Here is a 23,371-nt window from a genome sequence, read left to right on the forward strand (position 1 = left end):
TCGCTTCGTCCAACACAACAAAAGGAAGCATCTCAGCTTCCTTTTGATCATTAGTATAGACGATATTAACGCTTAAAGTTGATATCTTCAGTTTGATCTAAATTTATTTTTGTTTTCGCTGGTTGAGTCTCTGCAATCACCTTACCGTGGCGTATTGAGTACTGCACTGGTACTTGGCGGCGTACTGCATCAAAGCCATTGTCAGCAGGAAGAATCAGCAAGCTACCTGGCTTACCTTCTTCGATACCGAAGTTGTCTTGAATGTTCAATGTGCGAGCAGAGTTCTTGCTGATCAAATCAAGTGAGTTGTTGATTTGGTCGTAGCCCATAACCTGTGTTACATGCAGTCCCATGTGCAGAACTTGAAGCATGTTCGCTGTGCCCAGTGGGTACCATGGGTCAAACACATCATCGTGGCCAAAACAAACGTTGATGTCTGCTGCTAGCATCTCTTTAACGCGCGTTACACCGCGGCGTTTCGGGTAATCGTCGAAACGGCCCTGTAAGTGAATGTTCACTAGCGGGTTTGCCACGAAGTTGATACCTGACATCTTCAATAGACGGAACAGGCGAGATGTGTAAGCACCGTTGTACGAACCCATTGCAGTGGTGTGGCTAGCAGTTACTTTCTCGCCCATTTCAAACTTATGAGCAAGGGCTGCTAATGTTTCCACAAAGCGAGACTGTTCGTCGTCGATTTCATCACAGTGAACGTCGATCAGACAGTCGTACTTGCGTGCAAGCTCGAACACATAATGCAAAGATTCAACCCCGTACTCACGAGTGAATTCGAAGTGAGGGATAGCACCGATAACGTCAGCGCCGATCTTCACTGCTTCTTCAAGCAACTCTTTGCCGTTAGGGTATGAAAGAATACCTTCTTGAGGGAATGCAACGATCTGGATGTCGACCCACTCTTTCATCTCTTCACGAACTTCAACCATCGCTCTTAACGCAACGAGTGTTGGGTCAGACACATCAACGTGTGTACGAACGTGTTGAACACCGTTAGCTATCTGCCATTTCAGTGTTTGCTTGGCACGAGACTTTACGTCTTCGATTGATAGCAGTTCTTTGCGCTCAGCCCAACGCTCAATACCTTCAAACAAAGTGCCAGAGATGTTCCAGTTAGGCTCACCAGCAGTTTGAGTAGTATCTAGGTGGATGTGCGGTTCACAGAAAGGAGTAACTGCAATGCCACCTTCAGCATCAAGGATGTCGCCTTGATGATTGATTTGCGCGCCATTATCGAGAATGCGAGAAAATTGACCATTTTCAATCAGAATCTGTTTCAAGCCTTCTTGGTCTTGAAGTTTCGCGTTCTTGATTAATAAGGTTGTCATAGTGTGTCCTTAAGCGGCCTGAGATTTCAGAGCTTTTTTGTTCAATAGAGGATTAAGCACGAGGTAACTGATTGCACCACCTAACACTGCGTTCAAAGGAACAACGCCAGGTAGGAAGTGACCAGCGGCTACGCCTGTTGCTACCGCGATAATGCCAGCCCAGTTAACGGTTTGGAACTCTGCATTTGCAAAATCTTTGTAACGTTTACGGTTCGCGAAGAAGTCGGCGATGATTACGCCACCAATTGGTGGAATCGCCAGCGAAAGGAAGGTTAACCAACCAACGAAGTTGTTGTATAACCAAAGTGCGAAAATCGTACCGATAATGCCGTTAATGATTGACATTGTAGTACTTGAGCGACCAGTGATGTTAGATAAACCCAAACCGGATGCATAAAGTGCATTTTCATTGGTTGTCCAGATATTCAAGCCAAGCACGATGATGGCTGGAAGCAGCAGACCTTGCGCGATCATCACATCTGAAATATCAGCCTGACCGGTTGCTGCTGCTCCTGCTGCACCGAAGATAAACATCAGCGAGTTACCGATGAAGAACGCAACCATAGTAATTAATACTGCGCTTGCTGGCTTTTTACCAAAGCGAACGAAATCGGCCGTTAACGTACCCGCACTTACGAACGAACCTACAACCATTGCAAGAGCCATTGAAAAGTCCATTGGCGTCTCTGGTTTAATAAGTTGCAATTGCTCTAGTCCACCAACACTGTCTACCGCAGTCAGTACTGAGTAACCACCCAGAATCGCAATCGCAGGCACTGCAATCGCTGAAAGCACCATTAGCGCTTGAATGCCGAAGTACACTGTACCCGTCATCAATAAGCCAGATACGATAATCAAGGTGTTGGTATCAATGCCCGTTGCTTTTTGTACTGGAATAGCAAACATCGCAACACCCACACCAAACCAACCGACTTGTGTACCACCAAGTAAAGCAGAAGGAAGCCATGAGCCTTTAGTACCGAAAGAGAAACGAGCAAGGAGGTGGGTAGAGAGGCCAGTAGATGAGCCGATGTAGCCAAGAAAAGAAGTGTAAATACCGAGGATTAGGTTACCGATGAGAACGGCGAGGAAGAAATCGTTGAATGAAAGACCTGTCCCGAGTGAACCACCTGTCCACATACTTGCAGAGAAGAAAGTGAGTCCAAGCATTACCATGGTGAGTGAAGCGACTCCTTTCCTAGCCGATGTAGGAACCGGCCCTAGACTGTAGTTATTATCAGCAGCCATTTTTTACCTCCGCAAATGATCAAAATTAAAATTAACGGTCGCCGTATTGCAGGCAAACTTGCGCATTATGGTGATATAAATCACATAGTCAATGCTAATTTTGTCAATAATCGCCCATAAAAACCAGTTATTGCAGTAATTATATTGTAAAACATAGGGTTATTTTCTGTCTTTATTTAAAAAACAAATAGAAAACGTTTTCTATAATGCGTTGGTTATCTGCTGTTCTTGGTTGGCTATGAATGCTTATTATTATACGTCTGAATGGGTGTCTGTATCGAAAAAGAGGGCGGTTGGCCAAACTGCAGGCAAAAAAATAGCCAATCGCAATAATCGCAATTGGCCTATATATTTTGTGAACAAGAATAGGTTCACTAACAACGTCAGTTGGCTAGGTGACCCTCGGCTTAAGAAGGGTCAATATATACATTGCAGTTAGTGTGCCAACTTTTAAAACCACGTAAAACGGCAGTTTTATAGCAATCTGGTGCGTATTTGAGCGTTTAATTTGCGTTTTTGAAATGCCCAATTGCAAAATGCAATTGCGATTTGCAACTTTAGAGTGTTTATTCGTTTTTCGGGTTTGTGTTCTTTCTGGCGACGAATGGTGAAATAAACAAAAAGCCCGTGCGATCTAAGAGCGCACGGGCTTGGGTATTGTTTCACCAATAGGAAGTATTAGATGGAGTAGAAGAAGTACAGTTGAGACTTCATTCTAATGATGATCCCGCGTATTACGTCTAGGAACGCCATAAAGCTGATAGGCTTCTCACCGCTTACCCACGCTAATCCGACAGAGCCAACAGGAATATCGTAACCCTCTGCCTCATCAATTTTTAAACGAACAAAGTGGTGCTTGTTCTGAAGGTTTTTGCCTGTGGTAACACGAACCTGCTCATCGATACCCAGCAAACTTGCTTGCGCTTCACCAGTGGCCTCTACAATGCCTTCTACGGTTGCAGAGAACACTTTTCCTGGGTATACCGCTGTCGCAAATTCCGCAGGTTGACCGACCTTAATATTACGAATCGCTTGGTGGTTAACTCGCATCAGCACGTACTTCTCTTCGGTATACATCTGGATACGAGGCATCATTGAAACGCGCTGACCTTCACGAAGAATAAAGTTCGTTACAAAGCCGTCAGTCGGTGCCGTGACTTTGGTGCTGTTCAAGTCCCATTGTGCTTGTGCCAGTGTTGCCTTTGCTGAATCGACCTCAGTTTGCTTCTTGCTCACATTGGTTTCAGCTTTGTGGATGTTCAACTTCGCATTCTCGGCATCGACTTCTTTCTTGCTAAGCTGAGATTCCAATGTCGTAACGTTATACGTCGCTAAGTCTACCTTTGCTGTTTGTTGGTCGATGTCAGTTGCAGTGATCGTATGTTCTACCACTTTGTTTTGCTTCTGGTAACGATCAAGCGTCTTTGACTGCAGTACTAAGTCTGTTTTAGCCGAATCTATTTGTGCGACTGAAGCTTTGATGTCTTCAAGCGCCGATTGATAGCTGACTTTTGCAATGCTCACTTCTTGACGAGCTGTGTCTAAAGCGACCTCTGCAGACTCAAGTTGAACGCTGGCTTTGTCTCTTGCGATGACATATTTAGTGTCATCAATTTCGTAAATTAGCTGTCCTTCAGTCACATCCTGGTTTGGGTCGATGTGGACTTTGGAAGTTTTTCCCGACACATTAGTTGAATCGGGACGCAGCTGAATATGTGGAGACTGAACCACTGAGCCTCCCGATAGATCCATCGGAGTAAAATTGAGTAGGCCAACCCATACAAACAGCAACCAAGATGTACCCCCTAGGTACGCAAACGCCTTGGTGCCTTTGTTCCAAGGCATACCAACAAGTCTGAGTAAGTAAATGAACAGTGCCCAAATTGCCAAGCCTTCTAACATGTTTGGCTCTCCTCATCTTGCTTGTCGGAAGTTGTTTGCTCCTTGGTTGTGGTCGGTGACTTCCATGTGTCTCTTAGATTGATGATGGCTTTTTCCATATCAACGAAGGCCAAAATTACTGCTAGTACCCATACCCAGTGCCATACAAAACCAATCCATGTTAATGCGGTGATCAAACCGAGTTGTTGATGCTCTTTACTGTGAGCCTTGTTGATTGGTAATTCATGCACACGCCAGAAGCCGTAACATGCAGCAGCGATGGTTGCGACTAACACTACGCCTGCAACTACGTGTAGTGCGGTATCTGCGCCGGTTCCGACAAATGGTACACTAACTAAACTCATTGATATACCCTAGGTTAAATTGAGCACCGAGTGTTATTGATATCAGATTTAGAAGTTGATAATTTACCAATTACTTTAATAATGATGTCATTATGATTTGATCTGTAATAGTGACTTCTAAGTATGGTGGCTAATGAACAATTGTAACTTCTTAAGAGCATTGGGTATTTTGGGTATTTACCAATACGCAACGACTAATAAGGCTGTGAATACTGAGCAATTAGGTATTCCTAAATCGGTGTTTAATAACCCGATGAACCTTATCCCCGTAAGTGAAGTGGACAAATGGTATGGCTTACTTGAACAACAAACCGGTGATTCCGATATTATCTTGAAGCTGGCTGATAGAGTGGATATTGAAAGGCTAGGTCCTCTCTCTAACTGGTTTTTCTCGGGGCACGATCTGGCGTCGTCTATACGCCGAGTTAACATCGGGTTGCACTGTTTGCAGTCCGGGGCTTTTCTATATGGCGCTCAAGTCGGTAATTTCATCAAATGGTGCTACGACAATCCTGCTTATACTGAGGTGGGTAAAGTTCATGACTCAATTCGAGTTGCCATCTTTATGATGAAGATATTAAGGCGTTACTTGGGAGACGACTTTACTCCCGCAGCCGTCTCTATCGCAGGTTATCGCGAGAACACTCAACTCTATCAAGAGTATTTTGGGTGCAATATTCAGTGGGGCCAGCCACGAACTGAAATCTGGATACCAAGCCAGTCGAGGTTATCGAGCAATCAAGCCCCTTCTAGCGGCAAGATGAGCTTGGCAATGAACTTTCATGACTTAGATAATTACCTCAACATGCCTGATGCCGCGGATGAGCATAAGGTGACCTATGAGATGATCAATTACAGTCGCCATTTCGGCCTGCCAACACTGCATAAAGTGTCGAGTTTACTTGGGTTATCTGAACAGCAATTTCAACGTCGATTGCATAACTTAGGCATCAACTTTTCTACCATTATGGGCTATGCGTTAAGTAATGTGGCGGTGGAGTTGTTGATGTATTCAGTGCCAATAGATAAAGTCGCGACGAGGCTCGGCTATACCAATGTCGCGAGCTTTAATCGGATGTTTAAGAAACATCGAGGTTTGACACCCAAGCAATATGTTGAGCGCCTAAAAACTGGCCTGTAACTATTCAGAGCTAACTTATGGTTCGTTTATGGATCAGGCTGGACAAGTAAACCATCCCCCCAAGTACTCAAAATGAAAGGGGCGGTGAGTGGTAACAGTGACAGTTCATGAAAACCAAGTGTGATGAGACAGCTTAACAGCATGCCTAATAGGATTAACGGCCAACGGATTCGCGGATAGGGCACAAGTGCTAAAGTGGCAAGAATGGCGTTGTACCCGTAAAGACCTTGGGCTACCAGTTCGTTAGAAGCGCCAATCAACCCGCTAAATACGGTGCTAATTATTACTGCGAGCATAACCCAAATGGCATGCTTGATATTGTTGAGTGCGATGGCGACTAAGATAACGAGCCCCGACAACGCATTTTCGATGAAGCTGACTTGGCTTATCCCTTTTAACAACGGGATCACCACTGTCGGCAGGTTGAACCACGAGTTAGCCTCAATACTGATGAGTGGCATCAGTGCGGAATCAGGTGCAGAAAACGCTGACAGCTCAAAGGTTGATTGGATAATATAAATCAGCCAAGTGGTGAGGATAAAGGCGCTAGTGTAACCGCGATATTTCTCAAAACTGAATACGATGTGGGCAATCGGCACCGTGAGTAATGCACCTAACGCAGTCACTAAAGCCAATAATGGTGTCACACCAAAAAAGTTACCGATAAATAAACCAATCAAAGCGCCATTTAGCGCGTACATTCCACTATCAATGTCGTCAACTGACTTGTTGGTGTTGGTGTTGGTGTTGGTGTTGGTGTACATATAGCCATAGAAAGCTAATGCATAGCTGCAACTGGCGCCAAGTAAGGTAAGAAAAGCCAGCGCCAGTGACTCAATAGAAATGGCAAGCAACAGCAAAGTCGACGTCATGATAGACGGTGTGAAATAGACTTGCCCAATGCCATTGAGCAAGCCTTGAAACGGCAGAATATCCTTGTTCGTTTTCATCGTCTGATTACATTATTGAGTCATGTTAAATTTTTGTAATTCAGATTGTATACAATTTTATCAAGTTCACCATCTTCGAGTGTTAATTCTGATACCAGCGTTCACCATAAGCTTGTTGGTAATCTGGTGTTTCAATGATGCCTTCTTGTTCTGGAACGGTTTCTAACGGCCCAACAACAGTTCTATAGGGTAATACGCCAGCCCAAACTGGAATGTCCATATCGGCTTTATCATCATTCACTCCATGTTTACCAATCTTCACGGAAGCTTCTGTTAAAGGTATCGCCAACAACTCGGTCGCAGTGAGTTCTTTTTCATTACTGAGCCTCACTTCATCGGTTCTGCCCGGTGCGATTTGCTCAATAAAGATATTCAACAAGCGATCCTTTTCTTGATTGTCATCGATGACTGAAAATGACCCCAATACCACAGCAGAACGATAATGCGCACTATGATGAAATGCCGAACGAGCCAGCACCCAACCATCGAACAAGGTGAACGTTAAACAGGTTGGTTCTCCCTTTTTTAGTCCTTTTAGTAGGCGACTGTTTTTAGCTCCATGAATGTAGACTATATCACCCACTCGCCACGCGAGCATCGGGATGACCATTGGTCCTTGTTCGCCCTGCAATGCAATGTGTGCGATTAAGCTCTCATCAATAATTTGGTGCAGTTTCTCTTGTTCAAATACGGCTTTGTGAGCCCCTTTTTTAATCGTGGTTCTTTTCGTGTTAGATAACATAATCGCTCCTTAATCATTGCCTTTTGATTAATGTAGCGATTAACTGGTCTATTAAATAGAGCCACTTTTAAACACTATTTGGATCCAGTTATGCAGCCTATCGATGTCGGTGATCTACAGTTAGACGAACAACACGGCACGCGTCAAACCGCCTTGTTCCACGCGATAAGAGAGAAGATCGTTCAAGATTTATGGAGCAAGGGCAGTAAGTTACCTTCAACACGTAAGTTGGCTGTCGAGTTATCGGTGAGTCGAAATACGGTGATTTATGCGTACGAACAACTGGTTACTGAAGGCTATATCGAGAGTAAGCAAGGCTCAGGGTTTTATGTCTCGGTTGAACAACCAGAGCACTTTCTAAGTTTGTCTAAGCCAAACAGTGTTCAGGATCCGAAGGTCAAACAAACAGTCAGTAAACCGAGTACAAACATAGCGACACCTAACGACATTAACCGCAGCTTTGCCCCAGGAGTTCCTGACTTAGATGCGTTCCCTTTTGCGAAATGGCAGAGGTTGCTGCAACGTCACTCTACACGTCAGAACATTGCGGGCAATCAAGAGGTTCAGGGAAGCTCAGCCTTGAGGGAAGCGTTGAGTGGGTATCTTGCAAGCAGTCGTTCAGTTCATTGTAGTGCGGATAGAATCATCATCACCGCAGGTGCGCAGCAAGCCATCTCAATCGGATTAATGGCGACGTTAGCGATGGGCGAAAAAATCCTCGTGGAAGAGCCCGGTTATCGACAAGTGCATAAAATTATCGATCTGTTGAGATTAGAGCTGGATCGTGTAAGTGTGCGTGAAAAGGTGGGGCTAGATATTGAAAAAGTGTTGTCCAGTAACGCTAAGGCTCTGTATGTCACACCGAGTAACCAATACCCAATGGGCACGGCTTTAAATACTGAGCAACGCCTTAAACTGATCGACTGGGCCAATCAACATCAGTCATGGATCATTGAAGATGACTATGACAGTGAGTTCCAGTTTGCTCATCGCCCTTACACCAGTATGCAAGGCTTAGCGGGTAAACTCGGGTTTGATGAACGAATCATTTATGTTGGTTCGCTGAGTAAAGTCATGTTCAACGGACTCCGCTTAGGTTACTTAGTGGTGCCAGAAAGTCTGGTGGCGAAGTGTCTTGAGATAAAAGACGCGCTCACTGGAGACACGGCGTCCCACACACAGGAAGCTTTGGCGGATTTTGTTCGAGAAGGCGACTTGCTGCGTCATATTAGAAAGATGCGTCGGTCATACAAACTCAAGTATGAAGCGATGATAGAAGCGATTGAAAGCGAGTTTAACGGTGATCTTGAAGTGATCAGTCAGGCGGCAGGGCTACATGTGACCGTGAAGTGGTATCAAGGTATATCTGAGACTGAATGGAGTCATAGAGCTGAGCTTGAAAATATCATCATTCGTCCGTTTGATTTTTATGAATATGGATCAAGTGATGCTCGTGATTGGAGTGGGGTGGTGTTGGGGTTTGGAAATATCCGATTGGCTGACATAAAGCCGAAGATCAAACAGATCGCTCGGCTTTTTTATCAGTAATATTGGTAGGGCTTGTTTACCATTTTCTGATTCATCACGAATCGAGTTACAACTTGTCGATAGAGACGGTGGGTTTACCTTTACCTAGCCACTTCCGCCAAGGGAGTGACAATGTCACAAAAACAGTCACAGCATAGAGCATCGACCAACTTAAACAGATAAACACCAAGGTACAGATGACCAATGAAAGCATGGCAGTGTATCTAGATGCGCCTGTTAGTAATCGGCAAGCGGCTAACATTGCGAGCAGATAAACCAGAACAAAAATACCGTTGGCGAGCTTGAGAAAGAACTCAAGGTCTAAATTAGACAGCTCACCAATCACACACGAAATAAGCACGACAAAGCCAATTGCTAACGTTGGGTAGAGCGGTACGCCGCGGCTGTTCAGTTGAGCCATTCGACTTGCAGGGCTGTGTTGGCGGGCCTGAGCCCAGATCATCCGAGACAGGCTTTGTGTGTAAAGGTTTAGGCTGGCAAAGCAAGCAAAGAACCCCAGCACGCTGATGACGGTTTTGAAGCCATTACCAAACAGTTGTTCTGTTACCCAAGGGATGGATGCGGCATCGAATTCAGATGAACCGAAAGCACCCAGCTTAAGAATCACTACTGAACAAGCCCAGTACACTAGCCCCGCAACAAAACAGCCTGCAATGATGGCGATTGGGAAGTCACGTTGTGGATTTTTGAATTCCTCTCCCATGTGAGCAAAAGCTTCTATTCCGACAAAGCACCAAAACATGACAGCTAAAGCAGCGCCGATAGACCACATTGAATTGGATGAGATGGCAGGAAGAGCAACATCGGTTGCCGTGATGTCGGCTTTCCAAACAAAAGCGCTGACTAAGGCAAAAATCGACAATGCGATCACGGTTTGCAGTCGGCCAGAAGATTTACTGCCCATCAAATTGACGGCAATAAGCAGGGCGACGGTAAAGGATTGAGCACCAAGTGGTGTATCGAGAGGTGCGGGTAACAATTGTTGAGCAAAACCACCAGCCAGTGCAATGGCCGCTGGAATACCGACAGGAATAACACTCACAAACAACCACGCCACGCTTGTTTCTAATCGCTCGCTAAACGCCTGGCGCACAAAATAGGCAGTGCCACCTGCATTCGGGTAGCGTTTTCCTAGTGCTGCGAAGGTCAGTGCAATCGGGCAAATAGCGATAAACAGGATTAACCAAGCGAGAAGAGACAACTGTCCTGCAATGCCTGCTGCGATCGCAGGGATCATAAATAATCCAGTGCCTAGCAAGGTCGTCGAGAGTTGTCCGATTCCTGAAATAAGCGTGATTTCTTGTTTGAGTTGTGTCATTCGCTCTCCTAGCTATTTGATTCTGGTCACGGTCTTCCAGTAACTTTCTTCTGGTGTGTGAGAAGTTATGATTGAGAGCATACATTGTTGACATCAATAATACAGCTAGCGAAACGTCGTAAGACACCGTCATTTTAACGGTATTAATCCGATTCAGTGTGAAAGTGTCGGCTGTCAGAATGGCTGTTATAAGTAGGAAAGTTGTGTCAAATTAGGCGTTATAAATAGAACAATAAATGAAAAGAATCAGAAGCATGGATAAATTTGATCGCCATATTTTGGATATTCTCAAAACCAATGCACGATGCTCAGTGAGCGATATCGCCCGAGATGTCAGCCTCTCGCGCTCAGCGGTGAACGCCAGAATCAAGAAACTGGAAAGCGACAAAGTGATTACGGGCTACTGCGCTCAAGTGGCAGAACCCAACCAAACGAAGAATGTGTGCGCTTATATCTTGTTGAAGTTCGACATGTCGAGTAGTGACCATAGTTGTGAGTCTTACGCGAAACAAATCCAGAGTATTGATGAGGTGCAATGGTGCCACTCTATTAGCGGTGAGACAGATATGATGTTGTACGTGGAAGTGGAAAGCATGGAGAGCTTGAACCGAGTTCGCGATCAGCTGCAAAGTTACCCGGATCTTCGCCACTTAATGACTCATACGGTTTTGACCGAGTTTTTCAACAAACAGAATGCGACGGTGCATTCATGTTAGGCAATATCAACTTAAACCTACTGCGTTCACTGCATGTACTTCTTGAAGAGTGTCATGTGAGCCGTGCCGCCCAACGTTTGCATATCACACAATCCGCGGTGAGCCGTCAGCTCAGCCAGTTACGTGATTTGTGTGGCGACCCTTTGCTGGTCCGTGACGGCAACAAACTGGTGCCGACCAACCGTGCATTGCTACTCAAAGGTAAACTCGACGACCTGCTTGGCGAGTTTGACCACCTGTTAGATGATAAACCCTTCGAGCCGCAAGACTGGCAGGGTGAATTGGTGTTGTCTTCGAGTGATTATGTCGCTCAGTATATTCTTCCTGTGATTGTGGCAGAGGTGTCTGCTGAAGCGCCGAACATTAATTTGGCTTATCGATTGTGGCAGCCAAACTACCTTGAAGCACTGAACGAGTCTGGGATTCATTTGGCTTCCAGTATGTTTCCCACAAAGCCAGAACATGTCTCAAGTATCAAACTTGGTGAAGATAAGTCGGTGTGTTTGATGCGAAAGTCGCACCCGCTGGCTCAACAAGCGGTTTTGAGTGCAGAAGATATTGTTCACTACTCTCACATCAAAGTGACGGGTGGTGGAGATAAAGACAGTTACGCGGACATAGCATTGAAGAAGCAAGGGCTAAAGCGAAGAGTGGCTTTACAGGTTCCGTTCTTTTCATCTGCTGGTACTGTGTTATTGCAAGACGACTATCTGATGATCGTGCCAGAACATATCGCCTATAACCTAGGTCGACACCTCGATACTACCTACTTTTCGTTGCCATTTGATACGGAAATGCATACCTATTGGTTAATGTGGCATCCTAAAAATGACAACGACTCTGCCCACAAATGGGCGCGAGAAAAAGCATTCCAAGCCATGCAAAAGTCGAGTTACAATATCAGTATGACTTGAAATCATAGGTGTGATGATAATCTTTGATTTCAAATAATACCTCCTGCGAATTATGGTAAGTGCCAAGTATTGAGTATTAAGCGTAGAGCGTTCAGCTGGAACGCTTTATTTTATTAGGAATGGAATGATGACAGTAACAATTTGGTTTTCTTTATTAGCGATTTGCTTGTTGGGTGCAATGTCTCCGGGCCCAAGCTTGGCGATGATCGCTAAACACAGTTTGGCTGGTGGCCGTATGAACGGGCTTATCGCAGCTTGGTCACACGCTGCTGGTATCGGTATTTATGCGTTCGCAACCATTGTTGGTTTAGCCGTTGTGCTTGAGCAATCCCCAATGTTATTTAAAGGTATTAGCTTAGCGGGGGCTGCTTATCTGCTTTATCTTGGCGTTAATGCGTTACGTTCGAAAGGTGGTGTTGCCGCGAAATTAGAAGCGGGTGAAAAGATGAGTTACATGCAGTCTGCTCGTGAGGCTTTCTTGATCTCTATCTTGAGCCCAAAGATCGCATTGTTCTTCATCGCTCTGTTTAGCCAATTTGTAGCGCTAGGTAATGAACTGACCAATCAAGTGATTATTGTCTCAACGCCGCTGATTGTCGACGGCCTTTGGTACACCTTTATCACCTTGGTACTGTCTAGCCCGTTGATTGTTGAACGTATTCGCTCGAAAGCTCAGTTGATTGATCGACTATCTGGCGTGGTGCTGATCCTGCTTGCTGTTCGCGTGGTGTGGACGATATAGCAGTAAACGATAAGAATAAGTAACTAGGGTCTGTTAACTTTTAGTGGTTAAATTTTGTTCGAGATAGAATCGTTTTAGGCGCGGCAAGGAGTATGTAGCCTAGTCATTCTAAGTTAATACTTCTTAACAAAGCATAAAACGATTCTAGCCGAACCCTTCGGGCAGCCTTTGTGGTTCATTTCTACTGCGTTATCGGCTTCTCATGTAGGCTAGCTACACTTCAAAGCCTCTGCCTTGTAGAAATTTCCCACAAAGTGCTGCAAAAATCAGCTCTAAAGGTCAACAGACCCTAGACGTTCACCAGAAACGACACTCATTAAAAAAGGCTCACTAGACGTTATCTAGTGAGCCTTTTTGATTTCTCTGGATTAGCTTTTGGAAGACTTGAGCTTATTAGCCTTCAGAGTTCAGTACGGCATCTAGCTTCGCCATCGAGTCTGAGAAGTAGGGGTTGTAGGTCAAACGCGCATGGTTCTTCCCTTCTTCACGATAGCCCCAAGCTGAGTACCAAACCTCACTGGTTGCATTGCATTGTTCTTCAAACCCTTCTGCCTGACCATTGGAGCAAATCTTCTCGCTACCATTGATTCCGTAATAAGGGTTGTTTGGTGAGAACAGTAAGCCCATGTGAGAGCCGTTCGAGATGCGTTGCTCTGGGATCTTCATGCTGTACTGAACAGCGCGAGGATCCTCGAGAGTCGTCTCTCCTTGCCAAACCAACACATTGTTTGGATTCGGCATAGATTCAGTAAAGGCTTGCTGAACGTAGTTGGTGTCAATCACGCTGTCGCCTTCACTCATCATAATAAAAACTGGTTTATCGAAGTGTTTATCTTGTAAGTCACCACGTACGACTTCTGATGTCTCGTAGTAAACCGATGCACCATTCATTGGCAACGAGTTGTAACGCAACACATTGTCTTCAGGATCTTGATCCGCCCAAGTGACAAAGTAGCTTGCTAGTCCCGCGTATTGAACGGCAGACGAGCTCGGTTGAAACGCAGGTGAGAACAGCAGTAACCCAGAGATCTTTGGATCGTTCATCGCCTGTGAAGTCACGAGGTTCGCGCCGGTTGAATAGCCGCCTAGCCAAACAGAATCATACTCTTGCTCAAGTAACTTCGTATGATGAGCCACCACACCTTGCCAATCTTCTAGGCTCGGCTGCATTAAATCACCCACGCGACTGCCGTGACCCGGAAGTAATACGGTTCTCACTAAGTAACCTTGCTCTGCCAAATGGGTAGCGATGTCTTTAAATGAGTAAGGTGAGTCGCCTAATCCATGAACCAATAATACCGCCTTGCCGTTTGGCGAGGTTGGTTGATACTCGGTTGGTGAATTGAGTTGGATCTCGAGTTGCTTGTCTTCCGTCATGAACACGCGGTTTTTCAATAACCAATCTTGTGTGTCATTGACGTAGGCATCAAAGCTGTCTTGCTGATAGCTAGGCAAGTCTGGAGATGTTTCGTAAGCGGGTATCGGTGTCTCGTTGGAACAACCAACGAGACTTAAAGTCGTTAAGGCCAGCAGTGCTAGGAGGGGCTTTCTTTGCATTATGTAATCTTGTCTCTGTTGTGCTTTCACTATGTCTGAAACTAAAGTTTAGGTTACTTTTTGCTTGAAAGGTCTTCGTATTCACCTTCAATAACACCGGCATCATTGGTTGATGACTGACGAGTGTTCATATGAGCTGCGAAACCTTGTTTCTTCATTTGATTCTGAATGCGCTTGCCAGTAATTAAAGCTGCAATAGCTAAAGGAATAGCAAGGATCAAGCTTGTGAATAACGCCAAAAGGCCAGTAAACAATGCAACAATCGTAACTAATATATTTTTCATATTCATTCCTCTTTTTCTATGTTGTTACTTTATCGCTTCTATTCTGAACGAAACATGAACGCCGTTAATAAATCTCTGAGAGTCACTATGACACGGATGTGTGCTGTTAGGGAGTTTATATGTAGTCATAATCACGCACTAAAAACATGGAATAAAACTAAGTTTAATAAAATCAATATGTTAAAAGTTGGCACGCTTGATGCTCTATAGGGGTTGGAATAAGTCACTGTAAGCAAAGTACTTACAGTTAATAAAAATTACTGGAGCCCTTATATGTTCTGTATTCAATGTGAACAAACAATTCAAACCCCAACCGTAAAAGGCTGTTCTTTCGCACAAGGTATGTGTGGTAAAACTTCGGAAGTATCCGACCTTCAAGACGTGTTGGTGCATTCTCTTCAAGGTGTTTCTTTTTGGGCCAATTTGGGCCGTGCGTGTGATGTTATTGATACTGAAATCGACGAGTGGGCGCCAAAAGCGTTTTTCGCAACACTAACCAACGTTAACTTCGACCCTGCTCGTATCATCGAATTCGCACAACAGTCCCATGAATTCAAGCAGCGTTTAGAGCAACAGGTTCGCGCGGCAGCGACATTGATTGGTTTTGAGATCCCAGCGCTTTCTGCTGCTGCTCAATTCGACCTTCCAACGGACTCTTCAGAGCTATTGGCGCTTGCCCCTCAAGCGGCGGTAAACCGTGGTCACGACTCTCAACACGAAGATGTGATTGGTCTTCGCCTTCTTTGCCTATACGGTCTAAAAGGTGCAGCAGCTTACATGGAGCACGCACGTGTTCTTGGTCAAACTGATAATGCTATTTTCGCTGAATACCATGAAATCATGGCGTTCCTAGGTACAGATCCATCAGACCTAAAACAACTGTTAGATACGTCTATGCAGATCGGCTTAATGAACTACAAGGTCATGGAAATGTTGGATAAAGGCGAGACAGATACCTTCGGTCACCCTCAACCAACAACCGTGAATGTGAAGACGAAGCGAGGTCACTGTATCCTTGTTTCTGGTCACGACCTGCATGATCTAGAAAAGATCCTTCAACAAACGGAAGGCAAGGGCATTAACGTTTACACCAACGGTGAGATGCTACCTGCACACGGCTACCCTGAACTAAACAAGTACCCACACCTTGCGGGTAACTACGGCAGCGCTTGGCAGAACCAGCAAAAAGAATTTGCGAACTTCCCAGGTGCGATCGTAATGACATCTAACTGTCTGCTTAACCCAGATGTGGGCTCGTACGCTGACCGCCTATTTACGCGTAGCATCGTAGGCTGGCCGGGTGTTGCTCACCTTGAAGGTGACGATTTCAGTGCAGTGATCGATTGTGCTCTTGCGCAAGAAGGCTTTAAGCATGACGAGATCGAGCAAATGATCACTGTCGGTTTTGGTCGTAACGCCTTGATGGAAGCAGCGCCTGCGGTTGTTGAACAAGTGAAAGAAGGCAACATCAAACACTTCTTCCTAGTGGGTGGTTGTGACGGCGACAAATCTGAACGTAGCTACTACACAGATTTCACAGCTCAAGCGCCAGAAGATTCAGTAATCCTGACATTGGCATGTGGTAAATTCCGTTTCAACAAAAACCAATTCGGCGACATTAACGGTATTCCACGTCTGCTCGATGTTGGCCAATGTAACGATGCATACTCAGCGATTCAGCTTGCTCTTGCGCTGTCTCAAGAGTTTGATTGTGGCATCAACGAACTACCACTAACACTTGTTCTTTCTTGGTTCGAGCAAAAAGCGATCGTTATCCTGCTTACTCTGTTCGCACTGGGTGTGAAAGGTATCTACACAGGCCCAACAGCGCCTGCATTCCTAACTGAAAACCTACTAAAGATTATTCAAGACGAGTTCGATATGCGTTCTATCTCAACGCCAGAGCAAGATCTTAAAACAATCTTAGCGGCTTAATCTAAGCCCACTCCCAAGCCCCGTTGTTGCTGTTCTCTAGGAACGTGCAGCGGCGGGGCTTTTTAGATTTAATTCTTTAGTATCAGTGAGGTGTGTGAACTATGTATGCATGGTCGGATAGCGATTCAATCAATTTAGTGTGTTTAAAGAAATGGCACGAGACGCCAGATACGGTCAGCTTTGAGCTTGGCAGTATTCCACAAGATTTACATTTCAATTTTAAGCCCGGTCAGTTCATCACCTTGGGTTTAGATATGCCGACGAAAACGGATTACCGTGCTTATTCCGTGGCTTCTTGCCCCGAAGATAACCGCCTGAAGTTGACGGTCAAGCGTGTGGAAGGTGGCTTGGTTTCGAACTTTATTGTTGATGAGCTTGATGAAGGTGACGAGGTTTCTGTGTTGAAGCCGGCAGGCTCGTTTAACTGTATTGATTGCATGCCAACGGCAACAAAGAAAGTAACGCTAGTGAGTGCGGGCTGTGGCATTACACCCGTAATGGCGATGGTAAAATATTGGCTGTCTCAAGACAGTGACATTGAGATTGATTTCGTCCACATGGCACGCAACAAGCTTGAGACTATCTACTTTCAAGAACTTCATCAGCTCGATGAATCACATGCGAATTTCAACTTAAAACTGCTGTTAAAAGACAACGAAGGAACAACCGCCCCTCAAGGTCGTTTAGATAAAAACTGGTTGGTGAAACTGAGCCCAGATATCTTAGATAGAACGGTTTACCTGTGTGGGCCTGTCGGCTTCATGCAAGATATTGAGAGTTATCTGAAAGAGCTTGAGTTCAACATGGATAACTTCTATCAAGAAAGCTTTACTCCTGCTACTCAGGATGCTCAATCAGAAGCGTCAAACGCCGAAATTGCTGACGATACGAATAGTGCTGTTAAGGTATTTGTGCCTGCGTTCGGCGCTGAAGTTGAAGCGGAAACTGGCACACCATTGGCGGATTCATTAGAAAAAGCAGGCGTTCCAATTATTATCGCTTGTCGTAGTGGGATTTGTGGTTCGTGTAAATGCAAAGTGACCAAAGGATCTGTGGAATCAAGCAGCCAAGAAACATTGACGCCAGAGCAGATTGAACAGGGCTACGTGCTTGCATGTTCAAGCTCGATTCAGTCAGATGTTGAGGTTGAGTTATAACAGACGTAAAGCTGTGCAAGAGTGATGAAGACAAGATCTTATTATAGCGATAAAAGTTAGGGCGCTAGATGTAAAAAGGCCACCTAGATCAGTTAGAGAGAGCAGATCTAAGTGGCAACCCTCTTGTTTATACGGGGGAGTAAAACAAAAGGGGTTGCGAAGTCCATACAGACTTCGCAGATATAGTTATTATGTTGTGGAGCTTGTTGCGATGGACGTATCTACAAGAGCGAAGTTAATTAAACTTCTGGGTATGTCTTGTAGCGTACACCCATCATCTGTTCCATACAGTGAACAACTTGGCAGCTGTAGCCAAACTCGTTATCGTACCAAATGTACAGCACGGCACGGTTGTCTTGTGCGATAGTCGCCACACCGTCAACCACACCTGGGTGACGAGAGCCAACCAAGTCGGTAGATACAATCTCAGTCGAGTCTGTGTAATCAATTTGTGCAGACAAAGCAGAAGACAGCGCCATTTCACGCAGGTACTCGTTCAACTCTTCTTTGTTTGTGCCTTTCTCAAGGTTTAGGTTCGCAACTGCCATTGAAACGTTTGGCGTAGGAACGCGAATCGCATTACCTGTTAGCTTACCTTCCATTTCCGGCATCGCTTTTGATACTGCTTTAGCAGCGCCAGTCGATGTCAGTACCATGTTCAATGATGCAGCACGACCACGACGATCACCCGAGTGGAAGTTATCGATTAGGTTTTGATCATTGGTAAATGAGTGCACCGTTTCGATGTGACCAGACAGCACGCCAAACTTGTCGTGAACCGCTTTCAATACTGGCGTGATTGCGTTAGTAGTACAGCTTGCTGCAGAGATGATGGTGTCTTCTGGCTGAATAACATTTTCATTCACACCAAATACCACGTTCTTGATGTCGCCTTTACCAGGTGCAGTCAGTAGCACTTTCTTCGCACCGTTACACGCAACGTGTTGGCTCAGGCCTTCCGCGTCACGCCATACGCCTGTGTTATCAACCACAAGTGCATTTTCAACACCGTAAGCCGTGTAATCCACTTCTTCTGGTTTGTTTGCGTAGATAACTTGGATGAAGTTACCGTTAACGATGATCGCTTTGCGTTCTTGGTCTACAACAATGCTGCCGTTGAATTGGCCGTGTACAGAGTCACGACGAAGCAGGCTTGCACGTTTTTCTAGGTCGCCATCTTTGCCGCCGCGTACAACGATTGCACGTAAACGCAGTGGGTACCCCGGGCCACTTTTCTCGATCAACAGACGAGTTAGCAGTCGGCCAATACGACCAAAACCGTACAATACAACGTCACGAGGTTCTGTCATTGCATCGCCTTCAAGCGATTCGATAAGTGCAGTTTGTAGGAAATCATCCAACCCATGTGTGTCTTCGCGATCTTGCCAGAATGAATGCGCAAGACGACCAACATCAACGCGGCATGGAGACAAGCGCATTGATAGTAGATGCTGGATAATTGGTTGAGTTTGTTCCGCGGTTAGCGGTGAGCCAGTGTAACGTTTTGCGATGCGGTGAGCTTTGATGATGTCGATAGTAGTTGCGTTAACTAAGGTCTTACCGAAGAGGATAACTTCTACGCCTTTTTGGCGGTATAACTGACCTAAAGTTGGAGCGATGGATTCAGCAATAGTTTGACTAGTTTGCCAGTCTAGGAGGTGCTTTTCGGGACTCATCTTTACTCGGGACCTTTCACGTTAAGTTTCTGCAGTCATGGCGGTTGTAGGGAAGCCAATCAGCATAGGGGGTTGAGCTATCAAGCGGTGGTCTTTAGTGCCACTTAATTCTGCTTGAATGCGTTGTGTGTAACTTGTAATTTTTATGTGGCAGGATTGTAAGGTACGACTGGTTATTCTGCTAGGAAAAATAAATGCAGACAAAATATCTGTAAATTGACTTTGTATTAGCCAAAAATCAAGATTTGAACGTAGATAAAGACTATTGACTTTAACAATCTGTAGCACTTATTTTTCGTCAAAAAATACTCAATTCAAAGGATAATATGTAATACAGGTTATATTGAACATTAAAGGTGTGATCGTTAACTCAAGTTACACGTAAACAGTAAACGATAAATAAGGGAATTAACGAGTATTGATGTTCGACCTTTGAATAAGCCTAGCTTGAGTGTGAAAAGTGCATCACGCAAACGATTGGATGTCACAATTTTAACCTAACTATCCACTTTGTTAGCACGCAGAGTCATTATTCACAGTCTAGTTGAGCCGCAGAATGTGGATGTGTACTTGTTATGCCGGTGATAATAACTGGAGAAAACGTCTTTTGTTTACATTTTGCTCACTAAAACCTCGCTTGCTTACATCTCATTTGTAGAAACCTCCTCGAGTAGACCTCTCTCACGTAACGTTCACTTGTCTAAAATCGGCTTGTCTCAATCTCACTTAGTAAAGCAGACTCCTCCGCTTTAAAGCTCCGTTCTGGATATCAGTTGGTTCTAATTTTTCGTTCTGGGCTCAGAGTAACGTTTGTTCATATCCAATTTGATCAATAACCCCCTGTTAATGTCCTATCCTTAATCTGGGCTAGGTAAATTACTTTCGGGAAGGGAGTAGTTATAAAAATGATAAATATGTCAATTAGATGGCGTCTTATTTTTCTTTCTACGGTTTCTGTACTCATTATGTTTGGGTTTACAGTGAATGAAGTGCTTAAGAACGAAAAGAAGATGAATCACCTTGAAACAACCCGTATTAAGGTTGAAGCGCTTCAATCTTTTAATACGATTTCAAGTGATGCTTATCGATGGTTGGTTCTGTCTAATGACTCTTCAGAGAAAGGTCTGCTGCTTTTAAAACTGAAAACTGATTTGACTAGGCTAGCTCAATACGAGAAACAGCTTCAACAGTTCGACAGTAATTGGACTGTTGAACCAAAGCTGGTTGAGCTTAAGAGCGTATTAGAGAGACTCGCCCGTGTAACCTCCAGTATTAACAGGGACGCGTCACAGGTTACTGATAACAACACGCAACTGACAGAGCGTGCCTTCGACTTGTTAAAAGGCGTGTTAATGGAGCTATCTGAATATCGTATTAACATTGTGGATGAAAAAGTCAGTCAAGCTAACGCGATGTTTATCAATCTTACTCATTATGTGTTCTGGACTCAGCGAGAAGCGTGGCTGAGTTACCGTTTGTATCGCTCTCCGGAGCTGATTGATCAATATTTATTGAGTTATGTTGGTGCTTTAGAAAGGCAGCTGCAATTATTAGATACGTTTTTCCGATCAGGTAGTCGCTCGCCTGAAATTAGAAAGCTACTAAATACGTTTTCTAAAGATGAATTTCAAAACCGATTTACCGATCGAATCCTCAAAGGTGACTTCTCTTCACCTGAAATATATGAACATGTGGAAGGTTTAGAACGAAAGAAGTTGGCGATTTCAAAGGCAGTGGGTGCTTATACCAAGCAATTACAGTTTGATCTGACCAACAATATAGCGCTACAAAAAAAGCAAACCCTGATCATGACTTTGCTTATTCTTGCCATTTCAGGTGTGTTGTTGTGGCTCGGTGTAGCAACGTCTCTTCGCTTAAATCGAAACTTATCGATTATCCTAAGAGGGGTATCTGAATGCGCAGATAGCTACGGTGAACCTAAGGTGATTCAGATTCAAGGGAACGATGAACTCACCGAGTTCACTGAAACTCTAAATCGAGTGATGGAGCGTAACTACTTTCACAATAAAGAGTTGATAACAGCAAAAGAAGACGCGATTTCGGCCAATAAAGCCAAAAGCGCATTTTTAGCCAATATGTCACATGAAATACGCACGCCACTTAACGGTATTATTGGCATGGCTGAGATCTTATCTCAAAGTCAACTTAGCGCAAATCAGCAAGAAGTATTAGGGGATATTGAATCGTCTTCTCACTCTTTGCTAGTCCTACTTAATGACATCCTCGACCTATCTAAAATCGAGTCGGGTAACTTGATGTTGTCACCACACAATGCTGATTTACGAGAGGCGGTCTATGACTCTGTAAGTGTGATTCTGTCGAAAGCGATAAGTAAGGATATCGAGCTCGACATCAATATCGACTATCAAACGCCGCAACAACTGTTTTTCGATGAGTACCGCGTGAGACAGGTGCTGACCAATCTGCTTTCGAATGCCATTAAGTTTACGTCCAAGGGCACAATTACCACGGACATTGCTTATACCCCTATGTCTATGGGCAGGGGTAAGCTTGAATGCAGCGTGTCTGATACCGGGATTGGGATTGAACCAGAGAAGTTAGAATCCATATTTGAACCTTTCACTCAAGAAGATGGCAGCATTACCCGCCAATTTGGTGGTACGGGGCTAGGGCTTGCGATTTGTCGACAGCTTGTTGATTTGATGGGGGGCTACATTACCGCACGTTCAGTGAAAGGAGAGGGCTCTACATTCACGTTTTGTTTGTATGTCGATGTTGTAGAAGCGCCTGTTCAAACTTTCGATAACCTGAGCCGAGCGACGATCATCTCGAACTCTTTCAATTACCTTGATCAGCTTGTTAAAGAGTGTGAGCGTTTGAATGTTCGAGCCAATGTGGTGTCATCCATTGCTGCCCTTAGTGAAAGTGTAAAAGAAAGCGACTTGATACTTTATTGTCATACCTTGCATCACTCGATGGAGAAAGATCTTGCGACGTTGAAGGCGATATATCCTCTTGCCCGCGTCATCGTGTGTCAGCATCACCTATTCAAAACCAACCTAATCACAGAAACGGTCCACTCGACTCATACCTTGCCATTCTTGGGCCGACGATTCTTAAACAGCTTACAATCGCTTGATGTCGGTGAAGAGCAAGCATCAGCGGTGGAACCAAAAGATGAAGAGGTTCGCTCTCTGAATCGACGCATTTTGATCGTTGAAGACAATCTGATGAATCAAAAAATAGCGAGCTTCTTCCTTGAGCAAGCGGGTTATGAGTATTTGATTGCCAGTAATGGCCAAGAAGCGGTGGACGTCATCACTCAAGGTGCTCAGTTTGATGCCATCTTAATGGACTGCATGATGCCTGTTATGGATGGTATAACGGCGACTCGTGCGATTCGACAGTGGGAAACCACTCAACAAGCTGCGCCATTACCCATTATTGCTTTGACCGCTAGTGTCCTGGAAGAAGACATTAAAGATTGTTTTGAAGCGGGCATGAACGCCTACTTGCCCAAACCTTATAAATCTCACCAGTTGTACGATCTTTTCAGTAGTCTTGATATCGTCTAGCGGACTTCTAAGCCAAGGTTGTATTGTGCAAGACAGCGACCTACATAACTGATTTTCAACAAGGCTGCGACTAAGATGGTGCTGATGTGGGCGACAATTTGAATCGGCAGTGAGAAGTGATTGGCCATTGGATAAGCAACTATAATACTGAGAAGCATAAGCAAGGTTGTGATAGCTAGACTGAAGTTTGAAACAGAAAGCAGAGTTTGAAAGCGTTGAGTCATCGTCTTCATATTGAATTCCTAATTGCTATTATTTTCTTTTGATACTTAGTAATAGCAATTAGCGTTCCATATT

The 23,371-nt window shown here is 44.7% G+C and carries 18 protein-coding genes and 1 pseudogene; 8 read left to right on the forward strand and 11 right to left on the reverse strand.

The window, feature by feature from the left end:
• Window positions 1–65: 65 nt before the first annotated feature.
• The 4 genes from AB4482_RS21160 to AB4482_RS21175 all read right to left on the reverse strand — a co-directional run bounded on the left by AB4482_RS21160 (window position 66) and on the right by AB4482_RS21175 (window position 4,837).
• Window positions 66–1,343: a cytosine deaminase gene (locus AB4482_RS21160; protein WP_017068656.1), complete on the reverse strand. Its 1,278-nt coding sequence runs from the start codon at window positions 1,341–1,343 to the stop codon at window positions 66–68.
• Between the two features lie 9 nt (window positions 1,344–1,352).
• Window positions 1,353–2,591, reverse strand: coding sequence for a cytosine permease (codB, locus tag AB4482_RS21165; protein WP_032545811.1), 1,239 nt, complete (start codon window positions 2,589–2,591; stop codon window positions 1,353–1,355).
• 678 nt (window positions 2,592–3,269) lie between these two features.
• Complete coding sequence (locus AB4482_RS21170) at window positions 3,270–4,493, reverse strand: HlyD family secretion protein (protein WP_136973822.1); 1,224 nt, start codon at window positions 4,491–4,493, stop codon at window positions 3,270–3,272.
• Window positions 4,487–4,837, reverse strand: coding sequence for an MFS transporter (locus tag AB4482_RS21175; RefSeq protein ID WP_017066493.1), 351 nt, complete (start codon window positions 4,835–4,837; stop codon window positions 4,487–4,489). Before AB4482_RS21175 ends, AB4482_RS21170 begins: the two co-directional genes overlap by 7 nt.
• 133 nt (window positions 4,838–4,970) lie before the next feature.
• Here AB4482_RS21175 and AB4482_RS21180 point away from each other — a divergent pair, with 133 nt between their 5' ends.
• Entirely contained in the window at window positions 4,971–5,978 is a 1,008-nt protein-coding gene (locus AB4482_RS21180) for an AraC family transcriptional regulator (RefSeq protein ID WP_017061786.1), read from the forward strand.
• Window positions 5,979–5,988: 10 nt separating this feature from the next.
• Here the strand turns inward: AB4482_RS21180 and AB4482_RS21185 are convergent.
• Both AB4482_RS21185 and AB4482_RS21190 read right to left on the reverse strand, forming a co-directional pair.
• Window positions 5,989–6,928 (reverse strand): annotated as a pseudogene (locus AB4482_RS21185) (urea transporter).
• 82 nt (window positions 6,929–7,010) lie between these two features.
• Window positions 7,011–7,670: a pyridoxamine 5'-phosphate oxidase family protein gene (locus AB4482_RS21190; RefSeq protein ID WP_017061784.1), complete on the reverse strand. Its 660-nt coding sequence runs from the start codon at window positions 7,668–7,670 to the stop codon at window positions 7,011–7,013.
• Window positions 7,671–7,760: 90 nt separating this feature from the next.
• Here AB4482_RS21190 and AB4482_RS21195 point away from each other — a divergent pair, with 90 nt between their 5' ends.
• A complete protein-coding gene (locus AB4482_RS21195) occupies window positions 7,761–9,218 on the forward strand; it encodes a PLP-dependent aminotransferase family protein (protein WP_372181600.1) in 1,458 nt (485 codons plus the stop codon).
• 46 nt (window positions 9,219–9,264) lie between these two features.
• Here AB4482_RS21195 and yjeH read toward each other — a convergent pair whose 3' ends face one another.
• Complete coding sequence (yjeH, locus tag AB4482_RS21200; protein ID WP_017061782.1) at window positions 9,265–10,536, reverse strand: L-methionine/branched-chain amino acid transporter; 1,272 nt, start codon at window positions 10,534–10,536, stop codon at window positions 9,265–9,267.
• Between the two features lie 254 nt (window positions 10,537–10,790).
• On the opposite strand from yjeH, the gene AB4482_RS21205 reads away from it, so the two are divergent.
• The 3 genes from AB4482_RS21205 (at window position 10,791) to AB4482_RS21215 (ending at window position 12,908) form a co-directional block, all read left to right on the forward strand.
• Window positions 10,791–11,252, forward strand: coding sequence for an Lrp/AsnC family transcriptional regulator (locus AB4482_RS21205; RefSeq protein ID WP_372181602.1), 462 nt, complete (start codon window positions 10,791–10,793; stop codon window positions 11,250–11,252).
• Window positions 11,246–12,166, forward strand: a complete 921-nt coding sequence (locus tag AB4482_RS21210; RefSeq protein WP_372181603.1) for a LysR family transcriptional regulator — start codon at window positions 11,246–11,248, stop codon at window positions 12,164–12,166. The genes AB4482_RS21205 and AB4482_RS21210 overlap by 7 nt, the downstream gene beginning before the upstream one ends.
• A gap of 127 nt (window positions 12,167–12,293) precedes the next feature.
• A complete protein-coding gene (locus AB4482_RS21215; RefSeq protein WP_017061779.1) occupies window positions 12,294–12,908 on the forward strand; it encodes a LysE family translocator in 615 nt (204 codons plus the stop codon).
• Between the two features lie 393 nt (window positions 12,909–13,301).
• Here the strand turns inward: AB4482_RS21215 and AB4482_RS21220 are convergent, their stop codons facing one another.
• Both AB4482_RS21220 and AB4482_RS21225 read right to left on the reverse strand, forming a co-directional pair.
• Complete coding sequence (locus AB4482_RS21220) at window positions 13,302–14,465, reverse strand: carboxylesterase (RefSeq protein WP_017061778.1); 1,164 nt, start codon at window positions 14,463–14,465, stop codon at window positions 13,302–13,304.
• A gap of 53 nt (window positions 14,466–14,518) precedes the next feature.
• Window positions 14,519–14,749, reverse strand: a complete 231-nt coding sequence (locus tag AB4482_RS21225; RefSeq protein WP_017061777.1) for a hypothetical protein — start codon at window positions 14,747–14,749, stop codon at window positions 14,519–14,521.
• A gap of 273 nt (window positions 14,750–15,022) precedes the next feature.
• On the opposite strand from AB4482_RS21225, the gene hcp reads away from it, so the two are divergent.
• Together hcp and AB4482_RS21235 are read left to right on the forward strand one after the other, a co-directional pair.
• Window positions 15,023–16,684, forward strand: coding sequence for a hydroxylamine reductase (gene hcp, locus AB4482_RS21230; RefSeq protein ID WP_017068651.1), 1,662 nt, complete (start codon window positions 15,023–15,025; stop codon window positions 16,682–16,684).
• A 101-nt stretch (window positions 16,685–16,785) separates the two neighbouring features.
• Complete coding sequence (locus AB4482_RS21235) at window positions 16,786–17,841, forward strand: 2Fe-2S iron-sulfur cluster-binding protein (protein WP_371720947.1); 1,056 nt, start codon at window positions 16,786–16,788, stop codon at window positions 17,839–17,841.
• 239 nt (window positions 17,842–18,080) lie between these two features.
• On the opposite strand, the gene AB4482_RS21240 is transcribed toward AB4482_RS21235, so the two are convergent.
• The gene (locus tag AB4482_RS21240) at window positions 18,081–19,517 is read right to left on the reverse strand and encodes a glyceraldehyde-3-phosphate dehydrogenase (RefSeq protein ID WP_372132086.1); all 1,437 of its coding nucleotides are present in this window, start codon (window positions 19,515–19,517) and stop codon (window positions 18,081–18,083) included.
• 965 nt (window positions 19,518–20,482) lie between these two features.
• On the opposite strand from AB4482_RS21240, the gene AB4482_RS21245 reads away from it, so the two are divergent.
• Window positions 20,483–23,074, forward strand: a complete 2,592-nt coding sequence (locus AB4482_RS21245; protein WP_372181644.1) for an ATP-binding protein — start codon at window positions 20,483–20,485, stop codon at window positions 23,072–23,074.
• On the opposite strand, the gene AB4482_RS21250 is transcribed toward AB4482_RS21245, so the two are convergent.
• Entirely contained in the window at window positions 23,071–23,307 is a 237-nt protein-coding gene (locus AB4482_RS21250) for a hypothetical protein (RefSeq protein WP_048659065.1), read from the reverse strand. The two genes, AB4482_RS21245 and AB4482_RS21250, sit on opposite strands and share 4 nt — an antisense overlap.
• Between the last annotated feature and the right edge of the window lie 64 nt (window positions 23,308–23,371).

The organism is Vibrio sp. 10N.222.55.C7 (genome assembly GCF_041473335.1).
GTDB classification, from domain to species: domain Bacteria; phylum Pseudomonadota; class Gammaproteobacteria; order Enterobacterales; family Vibrionaceae; genus Vibrio; species Vibrio crassostreae_C.